This window comes from Bradyrhizobium monzae (assembly GCF_021458635.1).
Lineage (GTDB): Bacteria > Pseudomonadota > Alphaproteobacteria > Rhizobiales > Xanthobacteraceae > Bradyrhizobium.
Genome location: NZ_JAIRDQ010000017.1, coordinates 1 through 18,786 on the forward strand (window position 1 = coordinate 1; position 18,786 = coordinate 18,786).

Genomic DNA, 18,786 nt, shown 5'->3' on the forward strand with positions numbered 1-18,786 from the left:
CGACCAATACTGCGACGTGAAGATTCTCCTTGCCAACCCGGAGCCGTCCACACATGGGCCCATCAGCGAAGTAGCAGCGCACTTCGCTGAGGTCCGCGCGGACTAGATTTGCTCAGGTTGAGTTCTTCGCATTTTGAACCTAATGAGACATTCGACTGTCAATTCGAAGCCGCGTCCCGGAGCGGCTTATCGAATGTCGCGATCAGAACGGCAACCGTGGAGGCAAGCCAGAGATAGAAGCTTGCCCAAAGCCGCACACTCTATTGGCGCCGATGCAGCGTGTGACCCCGGCGATACAGCGCAGCGACAACGGCTCCTCAAATATAAGTTGTGCGACCGGAACTGTTTATCAGTTGGGTTGTTGTAAATGTTCAAGCGCAGCGGGATCGGCGATCAGCCAAGTAGAAATCCCCAAATGATCAAATCTCTTATGGCGCTGGCCATATTGGATCTGCTAGGCGGAGCGGCGATTGCAGTACCCGGTTTTGCGCCTCAAGCAAATGCGGACGAAGCAGTCACCTTGGCGAGTCGGACCGGCTTCCTAGTCCCCTTATTGTTCGAGGCTGCTCTAGCCAGATTTGGCCGCGCATTGAGGCATCCTGCTTGCACGACGTTCGGTCAGGCATGCCGGTGCGAGAAGCTAGCCTGATAGCGGAGCGCTGATCAGGCGTTTCGCGCGAACGTCCGTATTCGCATTCCGCCTGCGATGGATACAGCGTTGTTAGCCTGACGCCACTGAGCAATTGGCGTGGGCCTCCATTTTGGCTCCCTCCAGGAGCGGCCCTATGTCATCAGATTTAACCGGTCCGCCAGCCAACGTTCTCGTCGTCGAGGATGAAATGGTGCTGCGCATGCGCGCGGTGGACATTGTTGAAGATGCGGGCTTCACCGCCGTGGAAGCAGTCAATGCGGACGAGGCAATCTCCATTCTCGAAGCGCGCTCAGGTATCTCGCTGTTGTTTACAGATATTCAGATGCCAGGGAGCATGGACGGCCTAAAGCTCGCTCACGCGGTCCACGACCGTTGGCCGGGGATCAAGATCATTCTGCGGGTCAGGTGAAGCCATCGGAAGCGGAAAGGCCAACGGACAGCAGCTTCTTTGGAAAGCCGCTGGGTGTCCAGGAAATGGCTGCTGAGCTGCAAGTGATGATTGGTGTGGGGGCATTAAAGATTGTCCCGAACGCAGCGATGGTCGTAGCGGATGAGAGGTCTCATCCCTCAGCGCAAGAGGCGGTTTTGACGGCAGAGAATGACAGCCTTCGGCTATTGCTGGAACAAGCTGGAATTGACGCCAAAACCCTGCTTGCCCAAGCCGGCATTGACGCCAAGGAGCGCGAGGCAGCCGACAAGCTGCAGAAGCTTATCCTTGGCGAACTTCATCATCGCGTTAAGAATACCCTGGCCACGGTGAACGCAATCGCGTCGCAAAGTTTCCGAGCCGCGCCGCTGTAGAGCACGGACAAAAAGCCATGGAGGGTCGATTGATCGCGTTGGGACGCGCCCATGATCTGCTCATGCAAGTCAGTTGGGCAAATGCCAGTCTCACGCATACCTTAAGCGGGGCAACCGATCCCTATGATAGTAACGGCGGCAGGCGGTTTCATTTCAATGGGCCTGACATTCGAATTACTTCCGGTGCCGCTATTGCGCTTGCGATGACTTTCAATGAATTGTGCACCAATACCACAAAATTCGGCGCTCTTTCCAACCCGGCAGGCCGCGTAGAGGTCGCATGGACGATTGACGAGACGAAGCAGCGCCTTCGGCTGACTTGGACCGAAAGCGGCGGTCCTGCGGTCGAGGTGCCGACACGACGAAGTTTCGGTACCCGGATGATGGAGTCTCTCGGACAGCAATTGAGTGGCCAGGTTCATCTCGCTTACGAGCGATCCGGGTTTGTCTACTTGTTGGATGTCCCGCTCAACTCAGTCATCGCGGCTGTGTGATGCGCCACGGTAGCTCGCTCACCGCGCGGCAAGGAGCAGCCTGGTGCTCATAGATGACAGAAAGCGGCGTTACTGCATGGATCAGTTCGATCGTCTCGACGAGGAAGAGCACATGAAAGACGGCTGGATCGAGAAGCTAAGTGTCCGTCTATTGGCGCTCATGAACCGCGTAGCTCGCAGGCAGTTCGGAATTTGAATTCTGCCAGCCTCAGTTGGTGGCATCCTTCCTCTTGTCGGGATGTCTGTTTGCAAGGCACTTCACCGACATGCCGGCCGACCGATCTGCCTTTGGGGCTTGAACTCTTCCAGTCGAGATCAAACAAGATTAACGAACCGATTATCGTTCATTCCATGGCGGTTATCAGGTTGGCGACGTTGATTGTCGCGAAGTTGGAGAAGGTATCCGAGACGGCGTAAGGGAAGATGATCTTGTCGTGATGCCGCAATGCCCCACAGGTGTACACGACGTTTGGGACATATCCCTCGCGTTCGGACGGATCGGGCCGAAGCAAGGGTTCACGCAAGCGCAAAAGCACTTTCGAGGGATTGTGCTTGTCCAGCAACGCTGCCCCGATCGAATATTTCCGAAGCGGCCCGACGCCGTGGGTAAGCAGCAGCCATCCCTCATCCAGTTCGATCGGCGATCCGCAATTGCCGATCTGCACGAACTCCCACGGGAATTCGGGTTTCAGAATCGCTTGGCCGCCATCGTCCCATGTATGGAGGTCGTCGGAATAGATGAGATAGAGATTTTCATTGTCTTGCCGGGCGATCATGGCATATCGGCCACCGATTTTCTTCGGAAACAGCGCCATACCCTTATTGCGCGCGGCGCTGCCCTTCAGGGTGGACAGCCTGAACGACACGAAATCCGACGTCTCGATCAGCTCCGACCGGATCGCCCTGCCGCTATAGGCAGTGAAGGTCGCGTAGTAGATCTGCCGTTCGCCATCGCTGAACTGCACGAAGCGCGCATCCTCGATGCCATTCGACTGAGATTCGGTAATGGGAAAGATGACCCGTTCGCTGATATCTTCGCCGCTTTGGAAGGCGACCTCGACATCCTCCCCGGCCGGCCCCTGCGTCTGCGCGAGAATGGCAGGGCTCGAGGCCAGGCGCGTCGTCGGGTCGACGCTGACGGTTCCGTCTGCCGCGATCATTCCGGACCGAAAGGTCAGCGACGAAATGTGGCCTTCGCCGACGGCACGAAGGCTCAGGATGAAGCGCAACCCACCGGGAGGCGCGCCGGATTGATCGGGATGCGCTACGATACTCGGGTTGAACAAGGCAGACGCTTCGAACGAATATTCGTTGAGAAAATAGGCACCGACCAATTGGCGTTGCGCTTGCGTGAACGAGGCGTGGACGGCCAACGCATCTTCCATTTCGTTGGCGCGCGCCTCGAACGCCCGCAGCAAATTGCGGTGCCGCCCGAGGAAATTCTCGAGAACATCGTCGAGTTGGCGGGCTCCCGCATCGGCACTGAGTGCCAGAACTCGATCGACGATGTGGTTCGCACGGGTCTTGTCCGTGGGGTTGAGATCGCGCGGCTCAGTCGCCGGCTTGAAGGGGCGCACGATGACCCGTGTTGGATCGGGCCGCAAATAAAGCGTCTGACGGTTCAGGAATGGAGATTGCGACAAGGTGTCCTCGGATTGTTTTCAAGGAGAGGGAAAATAATGCGTCAGGCAACCAGCGGCGCGGGCTGCGCGCGGTTTTCACTCAGGCGGGCGAGTTGCCTGATCTCACAGAGGCCGAGCAGATACGACACGACCGATTCCCCGCCGCGGTTCTCGTTCGGACGCTCCGGATGCAGGCCGTCCCGGCAACTCCCGGTTTCCAGATCGACCAGAGACATCGAAAGGTCGTTGCTGCCGAGAAACCACGCGAACACACGCGCGGCTTCGGCCTTCCACTCGACATCATGGTCGGCGCGCCATGCTGCGAGACAGGCGGCGATGGTGGCCGTAGCCTCGAGCGGCTGTTGATCGAACGGCCTCGGCTTCTGGCGCGTCTCGCCAAAACCTGCGGTGCCGACGGGCCGGAATTGACCGCTCGGGGCAGTCTGCTGTTTCACCAGCCAGCGCAGCGATTTCAAGCCGGCGTCCAGATAGACGGCACCCTCGGTCGCGATGCCGGTCAGGATGAGGGCTTGCGGCAAACGGGCGTTATCGTAGGCAAGGCCTTGTTCGAACCAGGTCCAGTCCTGAGTCTCGACCGCATTGAAGATCGCGATCAATCGATCCGCCAGGCGAAGCCGGAGATCTGCGGCGTCGGCATCGCCCGGGACGGCGGCACAGTAGCCGTCGAGCCCGAGCAGGACGAAAGCCCAGGCACGCGGCGAGCGAAAGACTTCCACATTCCGCGCAGCCTCGGCGAACAGCGCCGCAGCCCATCTCCGCCGTGACAGGCTAGCGTCGGTCAATGCGCACACGCCGAGAGCCCATAAGGTCCGGCCGTGGCTGTCTTCCGAGCCGCTATCCTCGAGCCAGCAGCGGTTAAAGCCCATGAAATTGCGAAACCGCTTTGTGTCGGGATTCCATGCGTGCTGGACAAAGCCGGCAAACCGCGCCGTCAACACCTCCGGCAATCGTTCCTCGCCGGGAATGTTGAGCGCGCACGCCAGTAGCAGCGCGCGGGCGTTATCGTCGACACAATAGCCATGGGAGCGATCCGGCACGCAATGTACGGCGTGTTGAAACAATCCGGTGTCGTCGCACATCGACAGGAAATGATCGATGCGCATTTCCGGCGGCGCGCGGCTATCGCGCAGCAGCGTGCTGGTGTCCGAGCGCACGATTGCCTTTAAACGATGCCTGCGACCGGCATTATCGAACGTCGATACGTAACGTTCGGCTGTCCGCTCCCACGTCATGGGACGACTGCTCGAATAGGCGCGCTTCCGCATGGCCTGCCGCAACACCGCGTTGGTCAGCAGCTTCGCGATTTCATGGCCGATGGCTGCGGTATCTCCAAACGGAACCAGGATACCACGGCCGTCGGCCAACAACTCGCGCGCATGCCAGTACGGTGTGGAGACGACCGCCTTTCCCAGGCCAAAACTGTAAGCCAGCGTGCCCGACGTCATCTGGGCTTCGTTCAGATACGGCGTAACATAGACATCGCACATCGAAATGAAATCGAGCAGCGTCGGCTGATCGACGAACTGGTCGAGAAACACGACGTTCTTGTCGATATCGAGCTTGCGAACACGCGCCACGAGGCTGTCGCGATAGGCCTCGCCCTGGTCGCGTATCAGGTTCGGATGGGTAGCGCCGAGCACGACATAGACCGCATCAGGACGGCTTCTCAGGATCGCCGGCATGGCATCGATCATGACTTCGATGCCCTTGTTGTGCGACAGAAGGCCGAAGGTAAGAATGACCGCCCGGTCGCTGAAGCCTCGCCTGGCTTTGGCCTCGTCCGGTTCAACGAACGCAAATTCCGGAATTCCGTGCGCGATGACCTCGATCTTTTCGTCGACCACCTGATAAACGGTTCGGAGCAATTCGCGGCCCTTTTCGGCCATCACCACGATCTTGGACGATATCTCGGAAATCCGGACGATGACTTCGCGTTGCACCTTCGTCGGCTCGGTAAGCACGGTATGGAGCGTGGTCACGACTGGCATATTCAGGCGCGACAGCAGGGCCAGGATGTGACTGCCGGAGTCGCCGCCGAAAATGCCAAATTCATGCTGAAGAGAAACAACCTCGAATCGGCCGTCGTTCAAGAACTCTGCCGCACGAATATAGTCCTCCGGCTGATCGTCGTTGATCTGAAATCCGACCGTAGAAGGATAGTCATAGGCCTGGCCGTGGTCGGTCATCGCGACGACGACCGTCTCCAGATCAGGCCGCGAGGCAGCGACAGCGCGCTGAAGGTCGGTCGTGAACGTGGCTATGCCACACCGGCGAGGCAGCGAATTGCCGATGATTGCGACCCGATTTAGCGCGACCACGTTTGTACCTCCTCCGTTTTCGGCCGGGGATGCCCGGGCATGTCTGGGTATTGCTCGACGAGTGCAACTGAATCTGCATGTGGGCCGGGATAGGCGAGGAGTGCCCTCAAGCCTTCGGGGCCGACCTCGATCTTGAGCTGATCTGCCTCGAGAAAGACGGCCTGACCGGCGGACATTGTCGCTGCTGCCATCTGGCCTTGTCCTTTGATCAAGATGATCCACGCCTCGTTGTGGGCATCGAGCGTCCAGACCGAGCCAGCGGCAAGATCAATTTGTTCGAGGAAAAAATGGGCACTGGTGACGAGGGCCGTTCGCGTCTCATTGAGTCTTCGCGAAGGCGATTGACGCGGTGCCGGCGCCGCCTTTGCAGCGGCAACGGCATTTTCGAGATGCAGCTCACGCTGCCGTCCGTAGTCGAAAAGGCGGAACGTGGCGTCGCTGTGCTGCTGGATTTCGGCAAGAACGATACCCGCGCCGATCGCATGAATAGTGCCGGCGGGAACAAAAATAGCATCACCGCAGCGAACCGAACGCCACTGGACAAGGTCGACAATCGAGCCATCGGAAATGGCGGTTCGCAGCTCCGTCGACGAGAGCGAACGCTTCAATCCGATCGCAACCCGCGCATCAGGCACAGCGGAAAGAATGTACCATGCCTCGGTCTTGCCATTGGCCAGACCGATTGATCGGGCGAAAATATCGTCGGGATGAACCTGAATGGACAGCGGCTCGGTCGTGAAGAGCAGCTTGAGCAGCAGCACGCTCTCCGGAGAAGTCGTGTCCGCGCGCCGAAACCATAATTCGCCAATCGGATCGTCACCGGCTGCGATGTCGCTCCAGGGAAGCAAATTGCGGCTTCCCCACGGCTTGCGTCGGGCCTCTACGATGGCGCGCTCGATCGACACTCGGTCTCCCTGGCCTCTGCGGCGCAAGCCGTATCGCGCGCGATTCAGGCGTCGCTCTCTCTTCGAGAATGAGAGCGGCGTGGGCTTGGCCTCGGTGATGTGGTTGCGCTAATCTCGTTCGCTGCCAGCACCGTTTACGGCGACTCGCATGGCAGCTCAGTTCCGCAAGCCAGTTCTGCGAAGGATGACGTCCGGATTGGCATCATCGTTCGACGGGCGACGAAAACGTCACCGACTGTGCGCCCTTTCCTCCCGGATAGATATGACTATCTTCGGTCATGCCGCAGTCGATAGTTCGGCATGTTCTGGCTATGAGGTGACCGACACCGCGACATCCATGCTCAGGAAGCTGTCACCGCCGCCAAAGAAACTCCCTGTCACCGGCGTGCACTGGCTGATATCGCGGCCGACCGCAACCGGGATCAGGTTGCGGCCTCCGACGCTGCGGTTGGTCGGGTCGAAAGTGATCCAGCCCGCTCCTGGGACAAAAACCTCGCCCCAGGCGTGGGTCGAGCCCGCTTCGGCAGAGCCGAGCAGGTCGTGGTTCGGATCGTGCAGATAACCTGACACGACGCGCGTACCGAAGCCGAGCTTGCGTGCTGCTTCTGCAAACAACACCGCGAAGTCACGGCACGAGCCCCAGCCACGGTCGAGCGTCTCGGTGGGCGATTGGGTGCCCTCGACTTCACGGCTCTGGTACTGGATGCGTTGCGCGACACCTGCATTCAGGTCCTTAAGCAGGGAAAGCGTATCGGTCGGATTGCTGCGGACGAAACCTGTCGCCCAGTTCTGCAACCGCTCGGCCGGATCGGGGTATTGCGCAGTAGTCAGTGCTCCGAGGTCGGTCCATTCGTCGGCGGAGTAGCGGAATGGGTAGGAGATGGCCGAAGCTGCGATGGCAAAAATTGGCCAATCAGCCGTGTTGAGCGAGATATTCGCCACGCTATCGATAGCGAGCATGTCGGTCATGCCCGCGAAATTGGCCACAGCGACTGCATTACCGAAGACGTCATGTGCCCATGTCAGCACCGCTGCCGGCGTTATCGTCAAGTCATGCGATGCCAGACGAAGGTCGCGACTTTCGCGTGGGCGGAAGCATCAAGCGGTGTGGTCCAAGGCTCACCAACCCACGGAAACGATAGATGGTTTTATGTTGAATTCGAAGCGCAACCAACAGGAGCTCCAATAATCCGCCGGCAAGCAGTTCGCGACAGACTATGCGATCGCGGCGCACGGCGCACTTGTATCTGCGGAACTCAGGCGCATATTGCTGTGATGGCCAAATTCCCAGTTCGCCTGCTCGACGTCGCCGTGTCGCAATCCGGTCAGGGACGTTGGAAGTGGAACGTTTCAGACGGTACAACAGAGATCGCGGCGGGTTTTGAAACTACGCGGGAGGCTGCTCAAACTCAGGGTGATTCTGCCCTGTTCGCGCTGCTGTCCATCAACCGGCAATAAAAACGGCTGAGTATGGCAAACAGCGGTCTCCTGCGCGCGAACAATTACCTCCCGCCAACGGTCGCGCGGAGGTGCCGTATGTCTTTCTACCTGCATTGATCGCGCTTACAAGAGCGGAGAGGTTTCGGCCGGACCTCGACGGGACTTCGGCCTTCGGATTGCGCGGCGCGCATTTTGGGTGCCGACGCTCCGAGCCGATTCCTTTCATGGGCGACAATCTACTCTCAAGTTCGGGGCGCGACACGACGGGCGCTGATTGCGGAGTCCACGACGGCGGCCGCGTTTTAAAGTTCGCTATTCTCACTGGGGAAGCGTAGGGTTGCGACATCACCGCCCTTCCCACGGCTTCGACCGGTGACTGAGGGTGACGAGCGCTCCCGCCGAAGAGGAGGAGCGCGCATGTCGCGGTTTCGTCTGGCCGACTGGATCGTGCCCCCGGTGATCGTTCCGCTCTTTCTTTTGTTCCTGGTGTTCGCGGCGGCCGTCCTGCATGGATAGGGCGACACAGCTGCAATTCCTGGTCAGCGGGGACCATCAATCGGGCCGCGTCATTTTGGCCACGACACGACCGCTGCGGCCTTGAAGAAGGCGAATGAGCTCCTGGATAGGGGTATTCGGACGTGCGGATTTGCACGCCGCGAGGCCGCATCCTGCTGTCCGACGAGTTCGATCAGCTCAAAGCATGAGGGCCGCATTGAACCTCATGAGCGTTGTCGGAAAGGCACATGATGAAGATGTCTCTTGCGGTGTTTGTGCTCTGCACTTTTGCGCAAAACGCTCTCGCCCGGGAACTCGACTGCCGAGCGATCGAAAACACAAGCGGGCGCCTCGCTTGTTATGACGCTGCCTTTCCTCCAAAAATCAAGGCGCCCGTGACGGTCGAGAGCGACGCATCGCGAGCGGCATACAAGGACCCGTTCACGGCGGAAGAGGCCCGAACCGCAGCGAAGCTGAAGAATATCTGTCGCGGCTGCTGAGATTTGCGACATGGCAGTGGGGAAGCGCGAGACAGGGAGCGGGGCGAAACGACCCGTCGCGGCCGTTGGCGTTTGTCAGCACTCAAGGGAGCCTTTATGGCCCGCGAAACGACCTATATCGTGCAGGCGTTCAACGCCGGCAACGGCGGACATCTGAAGCCGGACTCTCCGATAGTCTGCAAAACGGAAAGTGCCGCGCTCCGAACGGCGGAGCGCCTCGCGTTGAGCAAGCTTGCTGTCGTTGCATTCTCGTCGAGTGGCGATCCCGAAATGGGCGACTATGACGATGAGCCTACGGTTATCTTTCGCGAAGGTGAGCTACCGGCGGCCTTCAATTGAGTCTTCGGTTCGGATCAAAGCGACAAGAAGGCGAATATTGATGAGTGCGCGACTTGAAATACTCAAGAAAGCCCGTAGTCGCATGATCGAGGATAGGGACGCGTATGCGACCGTGCTGGCCGCTCCCTTTGATCGCGACAAAGCCGAGCGTGCACGCAACAAATTCGTCGAGCTGCAAACGCTGATCGACGCCTTGGACCGCGCCATAAGCGGAGAGATGTCGATGTCGTCGGAAAACTCGCCCTAGAACTGATCCGCCGTAAGCCGACGTTCACCGGGATCACCGTGCCCGCGATGTACCGCGCGCCGGTGACGCCAGACACATCGCAAGCTCGGCGAGATCTTCCGGCTCGCCCCAATGATGGGAATGGTTGGCGATCGGAAGTGAAGCGCGTCCATTGCGGTCATTGTCGGCTCATTGGCTAGCCGAACTGACTACGAGGGGCCGCATAGTCCGCTCTCAGAGGAGAACCGGACCTGACAAACAGAACGGCCGGACTGCTGCTTGTGACCGCAAAGCGAACATTCTCGGGGCGGGCACCGATGTACGCTATCGGATGCAAGCCGATGGATCGCCGCCTGCGTAGCCTTCCAGACAAACGAGGCGGCGGATTCACTCGCCGGCGTGGACGTGCCCGTGTGGTTCCCAATGAAAAAACGCGCGAGGCGTCAACGATTGAGTGTCAGGGCCGGGGCCATGGTTGCGGAATTCGTTTTGACCGCCGAATAGGATGACGGCCAACAAGCCATATACAAGGTAGGACGGCCGCCCGGACCCAAGAGCGCTCATTTCGCTGGACCCCTTCTTGGCGAAGCGACCGCTCAGCTCTTTGTGGCCGTCTTTGAGAGTTCAGCTTCTACGCCGGCTGCGCACGCCTTGGCGAATGAATAGTCCATACTCGTGGAGGCAACGGTCTTCACAAATTCGCCGATGACGTTGTCCCTTGAATAGGAGCCCGCCGCCTTGAACTTGGCGACGGCGCCGTCGGCCGCTGTGAACTGCGCGACACATATCGGGACCAGGACAGACATCCGACCGTTGGTCTCCGCCATTGCGGTCATGGTTTGGGCGGTACCGCCGGTGACCCAGCCGCCCCAGGAAAATCCGATCGTTATCGCCGCAACAGCGCCGAAAGCGATTCCCTGGAGGAAGCGAGTCCGCGCCTCACCTTGCAAAATGTCGGGCATTCTCATGATGGTCTCCTTATTTTGCGCACAAGCGGGTTCGCAGCCACAGACGCCGCTCGCGTCCGCGCTTGGCAAACATCCAGCTGTGTGAGATTGCGCCTTCCGATGGCACGCTAGCTGCCGCTACGACGACGAGCAGCGACTTCGGAAGTCACCGCTTCATGGACAGCTTCAAGGCGAACAACTGCCACCTTCCCATTCAACGATAGTCTGTTGGCCTAATGCTGTACAGCACCTTCTTAGTTCCAGTCCTAAGGTAGCAGTGCCGTCGTCTCTGAGCGCGGTCTCAGGCCGTGATTGCAGCTATCAGCGGCTTGGTCCCGACGACGTTCATGACCGCTCCAGATTATGGGCCAGGCAGAGAGGTGTCTCGGCGATCACCATTGTGGCAGGGCCTTTAAGGACTGACTCTGGCGGAGAATAGCTTGTCAGTGGAACGATCGAGCCGCCTATCGGTGCCTTGCGTCCCGTTTAGATGGCCGACCAACTCGCCGGAAAGTCGATAGATGTTGATCCCTTTTAGATGATAAAGTTCTTGGCGGTTAAGGCTGAATATAGTCGCGCCATCCACCACCCCAACGCGGGTGCCATTGCTATTAAAAATATTGCCGCTCATGACTGACCTCCCAGAGGCCCCAGAACCAAGCTGCGCTTGTTGTAACCAGATAGCGAGACAATTCGGACGCCACGTCGGACACTTGGGAATATCCAGGCGACCATCGCCATAACCAACGGAGGCAATTTAGCTCGGGATGCTAATTCGACCGTGAGAAGCTGTGTGACCTCCAGCAATTTAAGGAGACCTGTTACATCGCAATCGACGCAGCGGAATTTGCGCCCTCCCGTTTTCACGAGCACAAATCGCATAGGCCTGCTGCACCTCGGGCAGATGGGAGGCGGGGTATTCTGGGGCATAGGATCTCCCTTTCACCACGGCGGGAGCTCAACACTGTCAGTCACCGACAACAGCCGAAAGCGCGAAACGGTGATAAATCACCCTGCGCCTTTTAACGGTCTAGTAACGAGACAACTCCGAGCAATCGACACGGTATTCAAGCACTCCGCCATTTTTAGATCGGCGCAATCACGGTTTCGATCCGCAGGGTCAGAATTGCGCGGCTGGCGGCTTCTCAACGATCAACATTGATTGGCATCGACAGTAGCGCCGCGATATCCGATCTCATCTTTACCGATATCCGTCATTGGCACCAAAGCGGACACGGCGGTTATGGTGATGCTGCTGATAGCGTTCGTCGAGATTGGCATCTGTATCGGCTAACCACTCTTTACGGACCTTCTTGGCGCGCTCGGGCAACGTCCCTTGTCTCAAACAATAGCAAGAGGCGATCAACGGCCCTTCACTTCCCTAGCGCCGTTCAGCATAAAAAGCAGCAGGCCCATCTGTTCGTCGTCATACCCCGGATGTTGCCGCGTGCGAGCATCAAACCTTTCTCCCGAAACAGAGCGGACTTAGGTCTTCTTTTTCGCTGTTGGCGGATTGATTTCTGCGATCCTGCGCAAGCAGTCGGCTTCGGAAGAATGCGGGCCCGAGACGAAGGTTCCGCTGACTTTGGTCGAGTACCAGCCGGATTCCACACCGAGACGAAGCGATTCTTCTGTCATGACGTGACGAGGCGAGAGATTTTGCATCATGGTGCTTTCGGTTAGGCCGTCCCATCGTGGCACGAACGGGCAGGATGAAGTGCTCACTTGAGCGAAACACTGGTTTGTTCAGATCTCTTCCCCGAAAGTCGGGTAAGGTCCGCAAGCACCGCGGACCCAGGTCGCGGTGATGGGTGTCGGCGGCCAGTAGGCCGGCGGAATACAGATTGAGCACGAAACGCGCCTTGGCCACCGCCTCGGACCACGAGGTGGCCGGAGCGGCGAGGATCTCACAACGCCCTGCTTGTCACGCAGCAGCTTCGCATTGGCCTCGACTTCGGCGATTACGCGACGGATATCGGTGGCTTTCTGCGCCGCCATGCCGTGATGTTTGTCGAACTCGATCGGGGTCTCAGTCACGCGGCGCACTCGCATCGATGCGTTGCGCGTCGGACAGATCGATCGAACTGATCGAGATCATCTCCATCGCGGATCGTTGCGGCGGCGCGCCGGGCACCATGATCATGGTTGCGACCCGCCGGTAGCACGGAAACGAAAGGCCTTCGATCATCTCCTCGTCGGTGATGATTTCGTAAGCTCCCGATGCGAGCTGCCGGTCGATACCCTTGATGCGGAAGGGATGCCTGAAATGAACCGTTTCCCGTCGCGTGCGCGTGGTCATGCCGGCAGCCCGGCGAATCTGCGCGCGAAGTCATGAGGTTTTGCGGACATCGTCACAGCCTGCGCGCTTTTGCGGCAATTAGCTATCGTTTTTTCCGCTGCCGGCCGCATTTGACCGAATAACCCAGTCGAAGCCTTGTACTGGTTCGTTTCGTAGCCATTTCAACTGTAAGGAGTTTGAAAGGCATTTCGAATGAAGATTCGCGTCGGATTCGAAATGCTCTACGATTTTCCGCAACCGACGCCGATGATCATGGTGCTGGGCACACACTTCACGCGTGCGTCCGATGTGATCGTGCCGGACTTCCTCATTACCGACCCCGCCATCGAGATCGGCCCCTATCGCGACATGTTCGGCAATTGGTGCAGCCGCATGGTTGCGCCCGCCGGTCGTGTGCGTCTCGCGGCCGATGGCGTCGTTCGCGACAGCGGCCTGCTCGATCCGGTGCTTGCTTCTGCAGTTCAGCATGCGGTCGAGGACCTGCCCGCGGATACCCTGGTCTATCTGCTCGGCAGCCGCTATTGCGAAACCGAGCGGCTTTCGGAAATCGCCTGGCAATTGTTCGAGAAAACACCGCCGGGTTGGGCGCGGGTCCAGGCGATCTGCGATTTCGTGCACCGTCACATCGCATTCGGATACGAGCATGCGCGCGCCAGCAAGACGGCGTGGGAGGCTTACGCGGAAGGCAAGGGCGTCTGCCGCGATTACGCCCATCTCGCCGTCGCGTTCTGCCGCTGCATGAACATTCCCGCGCGCTATTGCACGGGCTATCTCAGCGACATCGGCACGCCAAAGCCTTGGGCCGCGGGCGATTTCGCCGGCTGGTTCGAAGCCTATCTCGGCGGCCACTGGCGCACCTTCGATCCGCGCAACAACGTGCCGAGGATCGGCCGCATCCTGATCGCGCAGGGCCGCGACGCCTCCGATGTGCCGATCACCCAGACGTTCGGGCCAAACACACTGGTCAGCTTCAAGGTCTGGACCGAAGAGATCGTGTGACGAAGGAAGATCTCACTTCCGAGATTGGCCCATCAGCGAAGTGACACCCCGTCTGGTGCAGGTCTGCTTATTGGGGCATCGCGGACCAGATTTTGCTCACCCTGAGTTCTTCGCATTTTGACCCAAAGGCGACATCACCCCTCCGGCACACCGGCCTTGCGCATACCCTCGCAGATGCGATCCCGCCCAGCAAGGTAAGTTGGATTATCGCTCAGTCGCGTTGCGAGGAGGCGCCGGATAGTAAAGTTCGGGTCCAGCGCAAGTCCTGCCGTCACGGCGGCGCGCGCTTCATCGAGAGCACCGAGCAGACCAAGGGCGGCGGCCAGTCCAAACTGACCGAAAGCAAAGTTACGGTTCGCCTCAATACCTCGCCGCAGCCAACCGGCGGCTTCGGCATCTAAGCCGAGCTGTATCTTGGCCACGCCAACAACGGCCATCCACGCAGCGGCGCCACTGTCCCGAGGAGAGAGACGGAGGGCATCGAGTACATGACCTTCGGTCTGGGCAGGACGACCCAAGTAGTATTTTGCCAACCCTATTGAACTATGCGCGTAGGCCTCATTGCGATCAAGTCGCAATGCCTGTTCGCACTCTGCGATCCCTTGGACAGCGCGGTTGGTATAAATGCAGACGCTACCCAACATCATGTGAGCCGATGAATGGTCGGGCGCTATCGACAACGCTTCGATCACCTTTGCTTCAGCTGCTGCAAAGCACGCGATGCGATCATCAGCCAGCAGACTGGACGCCATGCGAAAGTCGCTCGCTGCCATACCGAGCAATGCTCCGACATTTCGGGGATTGATAGCCAATGCACGTTCGAAAAAGCTACGCGCTTGGATTAACTGCTTGGCGGTGGTCGCCTCGTACAAACATGCCTTGCCCTGAAAAATTAAGTCCGTCGCGTCGGGATGCATCGACCTCTCTGCCAGACGCGCTTCTACCGTTATGAGCTTCGAGGTCAGTGTGTTAGCGAGCTGCGATACGATCTCATCCTGCATGTCGAACAAGTCGGAGACGGGTTTGTCGAAGCGATCGGCCCATAGATGTGTGCCAGTTTCGGCGTTGATTAGCTGCACGTTGATGCGCAGTCTGCTGTCGCGGCGCTGCACTGACCCTTCAAGCGCGTACCGAACGTTTAGCTCGCGACCGACCTGCTTAAGATCGACTGCCTTGCCCTTGTACGTGAATGCGGTGTGTCGGCCGATAACGAACGAGCCACTGATCCGCGATAGGTCCGTGGTCAAGCTTTCAGTTACACCATCAACGAAATATTCTTGCTCCGGATCACCGCTAAGATTGGTGAAAGGCAGCACAACAATAGAAAGACGAGGCGGAGAAAGCGGCTTAAGCTTCGGGCGCGTAGCTTGTGCCGCCGAGCTAGGCCCATTCGGGACTGCCGCATAGACCCGAACCGGCCGGGCGATGTTTTTGAGGTTCTGCTCACCTAGATCAATGAACTGAACGCCGACCTTGCCCCGGATATACTCGTAAGCAGAAGACGAGATGCAGATGCCTCCGGGCTCTGCGATGCTCTCAAGTCGCGCCGCAATATTCACCCCGTCGCCGAAGATGTCATGCGGCTCTACAATTACGTCCCCGATATTGATGCCCATGCGGAAAGCAATGCGATTATCTTCCGCCTCATCGATTGTAAGTTCATGAATGCGGGTTTGGAATTGCAAGGCAGCTCGAACCGCTTCGACCGCGCTCGGAAACTCCGCTAAGAACCCATCGCCAGTGTTTTTGACAATGCGGCCTCCGTGTTCACCAATTGCCGGGACGATAACCTCGGTGAGGAGCACCGTTAGTTTGGCGTGCGTAGCCTCTTCGTCATTGTGCATGAGCCGCGAGTAGCCAGCGACGTCGGCGGCCAATATCGCCGACAATCTTCGCTCGATCCGGACTGGCCGCTCCTGCACCATCGCTCGCAACCCAAACCACAGCCTACGACGGATCGGACAACACGGCCATGCGAATTTGACGTATTAGCCACCTAGGCGATATCGGCAGTTGGCCCATCGGCGAAGCAGCGATGTCCATCCACGAGGTCCGCTCATTGGGGTACGGCAGACTAGATTTGCTCAGGTTGAGTTCTTCGCATTTTGACCCCAAGCCGACGTCCCGGTGCCCATCGAGCCCTCAGGAATGTCCTTTCTGCCGACTTTGCATAGTCGATGTGCTAAAATGTGGTAGCCACAGTCTCAGCATCATAGCGGGGTTCAAATGACAAGAATCGCTCAATTGCTGCTCGGCTTGCCGCTCTTGTTTGCCGGTCTGTTATCAGTTGGCGCTGGCGCGCAAGGCCAGACCCCCGGTACCTCATTGCTTCCGCCGGACGGCGGAGCGACTGCGCATTTCGATCCGCTTGGAAAGCCGCCGTCGAAGTTCACGCTCGAACTGCGCAACGGCCAGAAGGCCGAGCTTCCGTTCGCCGACAAGCGCGATTTCGACGAGGCAAAACGAGGGTTCATCGCCGAACCGCCATACACGAAGATCATGGCCGATGCCGGGCACGTCGCGTGGGACATGGCCAGCTACGGCTGGCTCCTGACGGGGAAGGATTTCGAGAGCATCCATCCCTCGCTGCAGCGGCAGGCCGTCCTGAATATGGCCTACGGCCTATACGAGGTCGTCCCCGGTCGTATCTATCAGGTGCGCGGCTATGACCTTGCCAACATCAGCTTCATCAAGGGCGATACGGGTTGGATCGTCTTTGATCCGCTGACTGCGCAGGAAACTGCGCGCGCGGCGCTCGAGTTCATCAATGAAAAGCTTGGCAAGCGCCCCGTCGTTGGTGTCGTCTACTCGCACTCGCACGTCGACCATTTTGGTGGAGTGCGCGGCGTAGTCGACGAAGCCGATGTCGCCATCGGCAAGGTGATGGTCATCGCGCCTGACGGTTTCTTGCAGGAGGCAATCGCCGAGAACGTCTTCGCCGGCAACGCGATGTCCCGCCGCTCGCAGTGGCAATACGCGGTACTGCTGCAGCGCAGTCCGTTCGGCCATTTCGACCAGGCGATCGGGAAGAACGTGGCCAACGGCAACACAGGCCTGATCGCGCCTAATCGGCTGGTCAAGAACGAGAGCGAGGAGATCACGCTCGACGGTGTGAACATGGTGTTTCAAAACGCGCCCGACACCGAGGCGCCCGTGGAGATGAACACCTACTTCCCGCAGTTTAAGGCGCTCTGGACCTCGGAAATTGTTACCGGCACGATCCACAATATCTACACGCTGCGTGGTGCGCAGGTGCGGAACGCCCTGAACTGGTCGAAGGAGATCAACCGGGCGCTGTACGTGTTCGGACAGGAGGCGGAAGTGATGTTCGCGTCGCACAGCTGGCCGCGCTGGGGCAACCCGCGTATCCAGGAGGTGCTCCGGGCGCAGCGCGATGCCTACGCGAACCTGAACAACCAGGTACTCCACTACGCCAACCAGGGCGTGACAATCAATGAAATCCAAAACGTATATGAGGTACCGAAAAGCCTGCGCGACCAGTGGGCTGCGCGCAATTACCATGGCGATGTGCAGAACAATGCGCGTGCGGTGATCAACCGTTTCCTCGGTCACTACGACGGCAATCCAGTTAACCTAATTCCGCTGTCGCCGAAGGATTCCGCGCCGCTCTATGTAGAGATGATGGGAGGCTCGGCGAAGATCGTCGCCAAGGGTGAGGAACTGATGGGGCAAGGCAAGTACCTGCTCGCCACCGAGATCCTGAACAAGCTGGTTTTCGCCGAACCGCAGAACCAGCGGGCGCGACGGCTACTCGCCGACGCTTACGAGCAGCTTGGATACCGGTCGGAAAGCACAAGCGTACGCAACAGCTTCCTGCAGGGTGCGTTCGAATTGCGCAATGGCCTGCCGGGGGGCGTCCCGCCGCGCAGCACGGGCCCGGATGTAGTGCGAGCGATGTCCACCGAGCAATGGCTCGACTTCATTGGCATTAGCATGGATCCCAAGAAGGCTGAGGGCATGCGATTTACCTTCAACCTTGTGACGCCGGACAACGGCGAGCAGTACGCGGTCGAACTGAGCAATGCGACGCTCACCACCATCAAGGGTTTCCAGGCGAAGAACCCGGACCTAACTGTGACCCTGAACCGCGCTGATCTCAACCAGGTGATGATGGGGCAAGCATCATTTGATGATTTGCTCGCGTCCGGCAAGGCTCGGTTCGAGGGCGATCGGGGTGGATTCGATAGCCTTCGCGCCATCCTTGTTCCGTTCACGCCCGACTTCGAGGTTCTGCCGGGCACCGCCGGGAAGGTATCTACGCCCGCGCCGAAGCCTTTTGAGGTTCGCGATCTCGTCGAATATGACTGAACGCTGGCGCGGCGCTGGAAGGCTGCTTCTGGCCGATTTTGTTGCAAAAGTCGGCTGTAACCGACGGATGCTCTTTCGGCCAATCGGTGACCGAGAATATCCTCGTTAGCGCAACTAAGCCGGATGATCCCGAGCACAAGGTCTATGAAACAGATGGATATCCGACCGTCGGCCTGGCGCTCCGCGTCGTCGATGCCGAAGGCGAGCCGCTGCAGGCGGGCAGCGCCGGTCGCTTGCTAACGCGCGGCACGAGCACTTTCGTTGGCTATCTCAAGCGCCCGGAACTCTACAACGTTGATGCCGACGGCTGGTTCGACACCGGAGATCTCGCCCGTCTTGATGCAGAGGATACGTCACCATCACAGGCCGCTCGAAGGATGTGATCATTCGCGGCGGCGA

Annotated in this window: 17 protein-coding genes and 1 pseudogene; 9 read left to right on the forward strand and 9 right to left on the reverse strand. The window is 58.9% G+C overall.

The features are described from left to right. Positions 1-785 precede the first annotated feature (785 nt). Both K3F49_RS37110 and K3F49_RS39565 read left to right on the forward strand, forming a co-directional pair. Positions 786-1,061, forward strand: a complete 276-nt coding sequence (locus K3F49_RS37110; protein ID WP_234685816.1) for a response regulator — start codon at positions 786-788, stop codon at positions 1,059-1,061. A 128-nt stretch (positions 1,062-1,189) separates the two neighbouring features. Next, positions 1,190-1,947: pseudogene (locus tag K3F49_RS39565) on the forward strand (sensor histidine kinase). A gap of 344 nt (positions 1,948-2,291) precedes the next feature. Here K3F49_RS39565 and K3F49_RS37120 read toward each other — a convergent pair. From K3F49_RS37120 to K3F49_RS37135, 4 genes are all read right to left on the reverse strand, one after another. Continuing rightward, on the reverse strand, positions 2,292-3,590 hold the full coding sequence (locus tag K3F49_RS37120) for a glycoside hydrolase family 130 protein (protein WP_234685817.1): 1,299 nt from the start codon (positions 3,588-3,590) through the stop codon (positions 2,292-2,294). Between the two features lie 41 nt (positions 3,591-3,631). Continuing rightward, positions 3,632-5,908, reverse strand: coding sequence for a glycosyltransferase family 4 protein (locus K3F49_RS37125; protein ID WP_234685901.1), 2,277 nt, complete (start codon positions 5,906-5,908; stop codon positions 3,632-3,634). Beyond that, a complete protein-coding gene (locus tag K3F49_RS37130) occupies positions 5,896-6,813 on the reverse strand; it encodes a class I mannose-6-phosphate isomerase (protein WP_234685818.1) in 918 nt (305 codons plus the stop codon). The genes K3F49_RS37125 and K3F49_RS37130 overlap by 13 nt, the downstream gene beginning before the upstream one ends. 309 nt (positions 6,814-7,122) lie before the next feature. Beyond that, positions 7,123-7,863, reverse strand: coding sequence for a transglutaminase family protein (locus K3F49_RS37135; protein ID WP_346657398.1), 741 nt, complete (start codon positions 7,861-7,863; stop codon positions 7,123-7,125). Between the two features lie 225 nt (positions 7,864-8,088). Here K3F49_RS37135 and K3F49_RS37140 point away from each other — a divergent pair, with 225 nt between their 5' ends. From K3F49_RS37140 to K3F49_RS37155, 4 genes are all read left to right on the forward strand, one after another. Further along, positions 8,089-8,271, forward strand: a complete 183-nt coding sequence (locus K3F49_RS37140) for a hypothetical protein (protein WP_234685819.1) — start codon at positions 8,089-8,091, stop codon at positions 8,269-8,271. A gap of 725 nt (positions 8,272-8,996) precedes the next feature. Further along, positions 8,997-9,248: a type VI secretion system-associated protein TagO gene (locus tag K3F49_RS37145; RefSeq protein ID WP_234685820.1), complete on the forward strand. Its 252-nt coding sequence runs from the start codon at positions 8,997-8,999 to the stop codon at positions 9,246-9,248. Positions 9,249-9,344: 96 nt separating this feature from the next. Beyond that, entirely contained in the window at positions 9,345-9,587 is a 243-nt protein-coding gene (locus K3F49_RS37150; protein ID WP_234685821.1) for a hypothetical protein, read from the forward strand. A gap of 40 nt (positions 9,588-9,627) precedes the next feature. Continuing rightward, a complete protein-coding gene (locus tag K3F49_RS37155; protein WP_234685822.1) occupies positions 9,628-9,834 on the forward strand; it encodes a hypothetical protein in 207 nt (68 codons plus the stop codon). Between the two features lie 575 nt (positions 9,835-10,409). On the opposite strand, the gene K3F49_RS37160 is transcribed toward K3F49_RS37155, so the two are convergent. The 4 genes from K3F49_RS37160 to K3F49_RS37180 form a co-directional block, all read right to left on the reverse strand. Beyond that, positions 10,410-10,775 (reverse strand): hypothetical protein, encoded by a 366-nt coding sequence (locus K3F49_RS37160; RefSeq protein ID WP_234685823.1) that lies wholly within the window; start codon positions 10,773-10,775, stop codon positions 10,410-10,412. 397 nt (positions 10,776-11,172) lie between these two features. Beyond that, a complete protein-coding gene (locus K3F49_RS37165; RefSeq protein WP_234685824.1) occupies positions 11,173-11,391 on the reverse strand; it encodes a hypothetical protein in 219 nt (72 codons plus the stop codon). Positions 11,392-12,245: 854 nt separating this feature from the next. After that, a complete protein-coding gene (locus K3F49_RS37170) occupies positions 12,246-12,425 on the reverse strand; it encodes a hypothetical protein (RefSeq protein ID WP_195790363.1) in 180 nt (59 codons plus the stop codon). Positions 12,426-12,789: 364 nt separating this feature from the next. Further along, on the reverse strand, positions 12,790-13,059 hold the full coding sequence (locus K3F49_RS37180; RefSeq protein WP_234685825.1) for a hypothetical protein: 270 nt from the start codon (positions 13,057-13,059) through the stop codon (positions 12,790-12,792). Between the two features lie 192 nt (positions 13,060-13,251). On the opposite strand from K3F49_RS37180, the gene K3F49_RS37185 reads away from it, so the two are divergent. Beyond that, positions 13,252-14,058 carry a transglutaminase-like domain-containing protein gene (locus K3F49_RS37185; RefSeq protein ID WP_234685826.1) on the forward strand — a complete coding sequence of 269 codons (807 nt, stop codon included), beginning with the start codon at positions 13,252-13,254 and terminating at the stop codon, positions 14,056-14,058. A 134-nt stretch (positions 14,059-14,192) separates the two neighbouring features. Here K3F49_RS37185 and K3F49_RS37190 read toward each other — a convergent pair whose 3' ends face one another. Next, positions 14,193-15,983 (reverse strand): adenylate/guanylate cyclase domain-containing protein, encoded by a 1,791-nt coding sequence (locus K3F49_RS37190; RefSeq protein WP_234685827.1) that lies wholly within the window; start codon positions 15,981-15,983, stop codon positions 14,193-14,195. A gap of 301 nt (positions 15,984-16,284) precedes the next feature. On the opposite strand from K3F49_RS37190, the gene K3F49_RS37195 reads away from it, so the two are divergent. Together K3F49_RS37195 and K3F49_RS37200 are read left to right on the forward strand one after the other, a co-directional pair. Then, positions 16,285-18,387: an alkyl/aryl-sulfatase gene (locus K3F49_RS37195; RefSeq protein ID WP_234685828.1), complete on the forward strand. Its 2,103-nt coding sequence runs from the start codon at positions 16,285-16,287 to the stop codon at positions 18,385-18,387. 86 nt (positions 18,388-18,473) lie between these two features. Continuing rightward, the gene (locus tag K3F49_RS37200; RefSeq protein ID WP_234685829.1) at positions 18,474-18,770 is read left to right on the forward strand and encodes an AMP-binding protein; all 297 of its coding nucleotides are present in this window, start codon (positions 18,474-18,476) and stop codon (positions 18,768-18,770) included. Positions 18,771-18,786: the final 16 nt, after the last annotated feature.

What these genes read in the sequence shown, in the direction of transcription:
- K3F49_RS37110 (WP_234685816.1), top strand. Translation starts at nt 786, where the DNA reads ATGTCATCAGATTTAACCGGTCCGCCAGCCAACGTTCTCGTCGTCGAG.
- K3F49_RS37140 (WP_234685819.1), top strand. Translation starts at nt 8,089, where the DNA reads ATGGCCAAATTCCCAGTTCGCCTGCTCGACGTCGCCGTGTCGCAATCC.
- K3F49_RS37145 (WP_234685820.1), top strand. Translation starts at nt 8,997, where the DNA reads ATGATGAAGATGTCTCTTGCGGTGTTTGTGCTCTGCACTTTTGCGCAA.
- K3F49_RS37150 (WP_234685821.1), top strand. Translation starts at nt 9,345, where the DNA reads ATGGCCCGCGAAACGACCTATATCGTGCAGGCGTTCAACGCCGGCAAC.
- K3F49_RS37155 (WP_234685822.1), top strand. Translation starts at nt 9,628, where the DNA reads ATGAGTGCGCGACTTGAAATACTCAAGAAAGCCCGTAGTCGCATGATC.
- K3F49_RS37160 (WP_234685823.1), bottom strand. Translation starts at nt 10,775, where the DNA reads ATGCCCGACATTTTGCAAGGTGAGGCGCGGACTCGCTTCCTCCAGGGA.
- K3F49_RS37165 (WP_234685824.1), bottom strand. Translation starts at nt 11,391, where the DNA reads ATGAGCGGCAATATTTTTAATAGCAATGGCACCCGCGTTGGGGTGGTG.
- K3F49_RS37170 (WP_195790363.1), bottom strand. Translation starts at nt 12,425, where the DNA reads ATGCAAAATCTCTCGCCTCGTCACGTCATGACAGAAGAATCGCTTCGT.
- K3F49_RS37180 (WP_234685825.1), bottom strand. Translation starts at nt 13,059, where the DNA reads ATGACCACGCGCACGCGACGGGAAACGGTTCATTTCAGGCATCCCTTC.
- K3F49_RS37185 (WP_234685826.1), top strand. Translation starts at nt 13,252, where the DNA reads ATGAAGATTCGCGTCGGATTCGAAATGCTCTACGATTTTCCGCAACCG.
- K3F49_RS37190 (WP_234685827.1), bottom strand. Translation starts at nt 15,983, where the DNA reads ATGGTGCAGGAGCGGCCAGTCCGGATCGAGCGAAGATTGTCGGCGATA.
- K3F49_RS37195 (WP_234685828.1), top strand. Translation starts at nt 16,285, where the DNA reads ATGACAAGAATCGCTCAATTGCTGCTCGGCTTGCCGCTCTTGTTTGCC.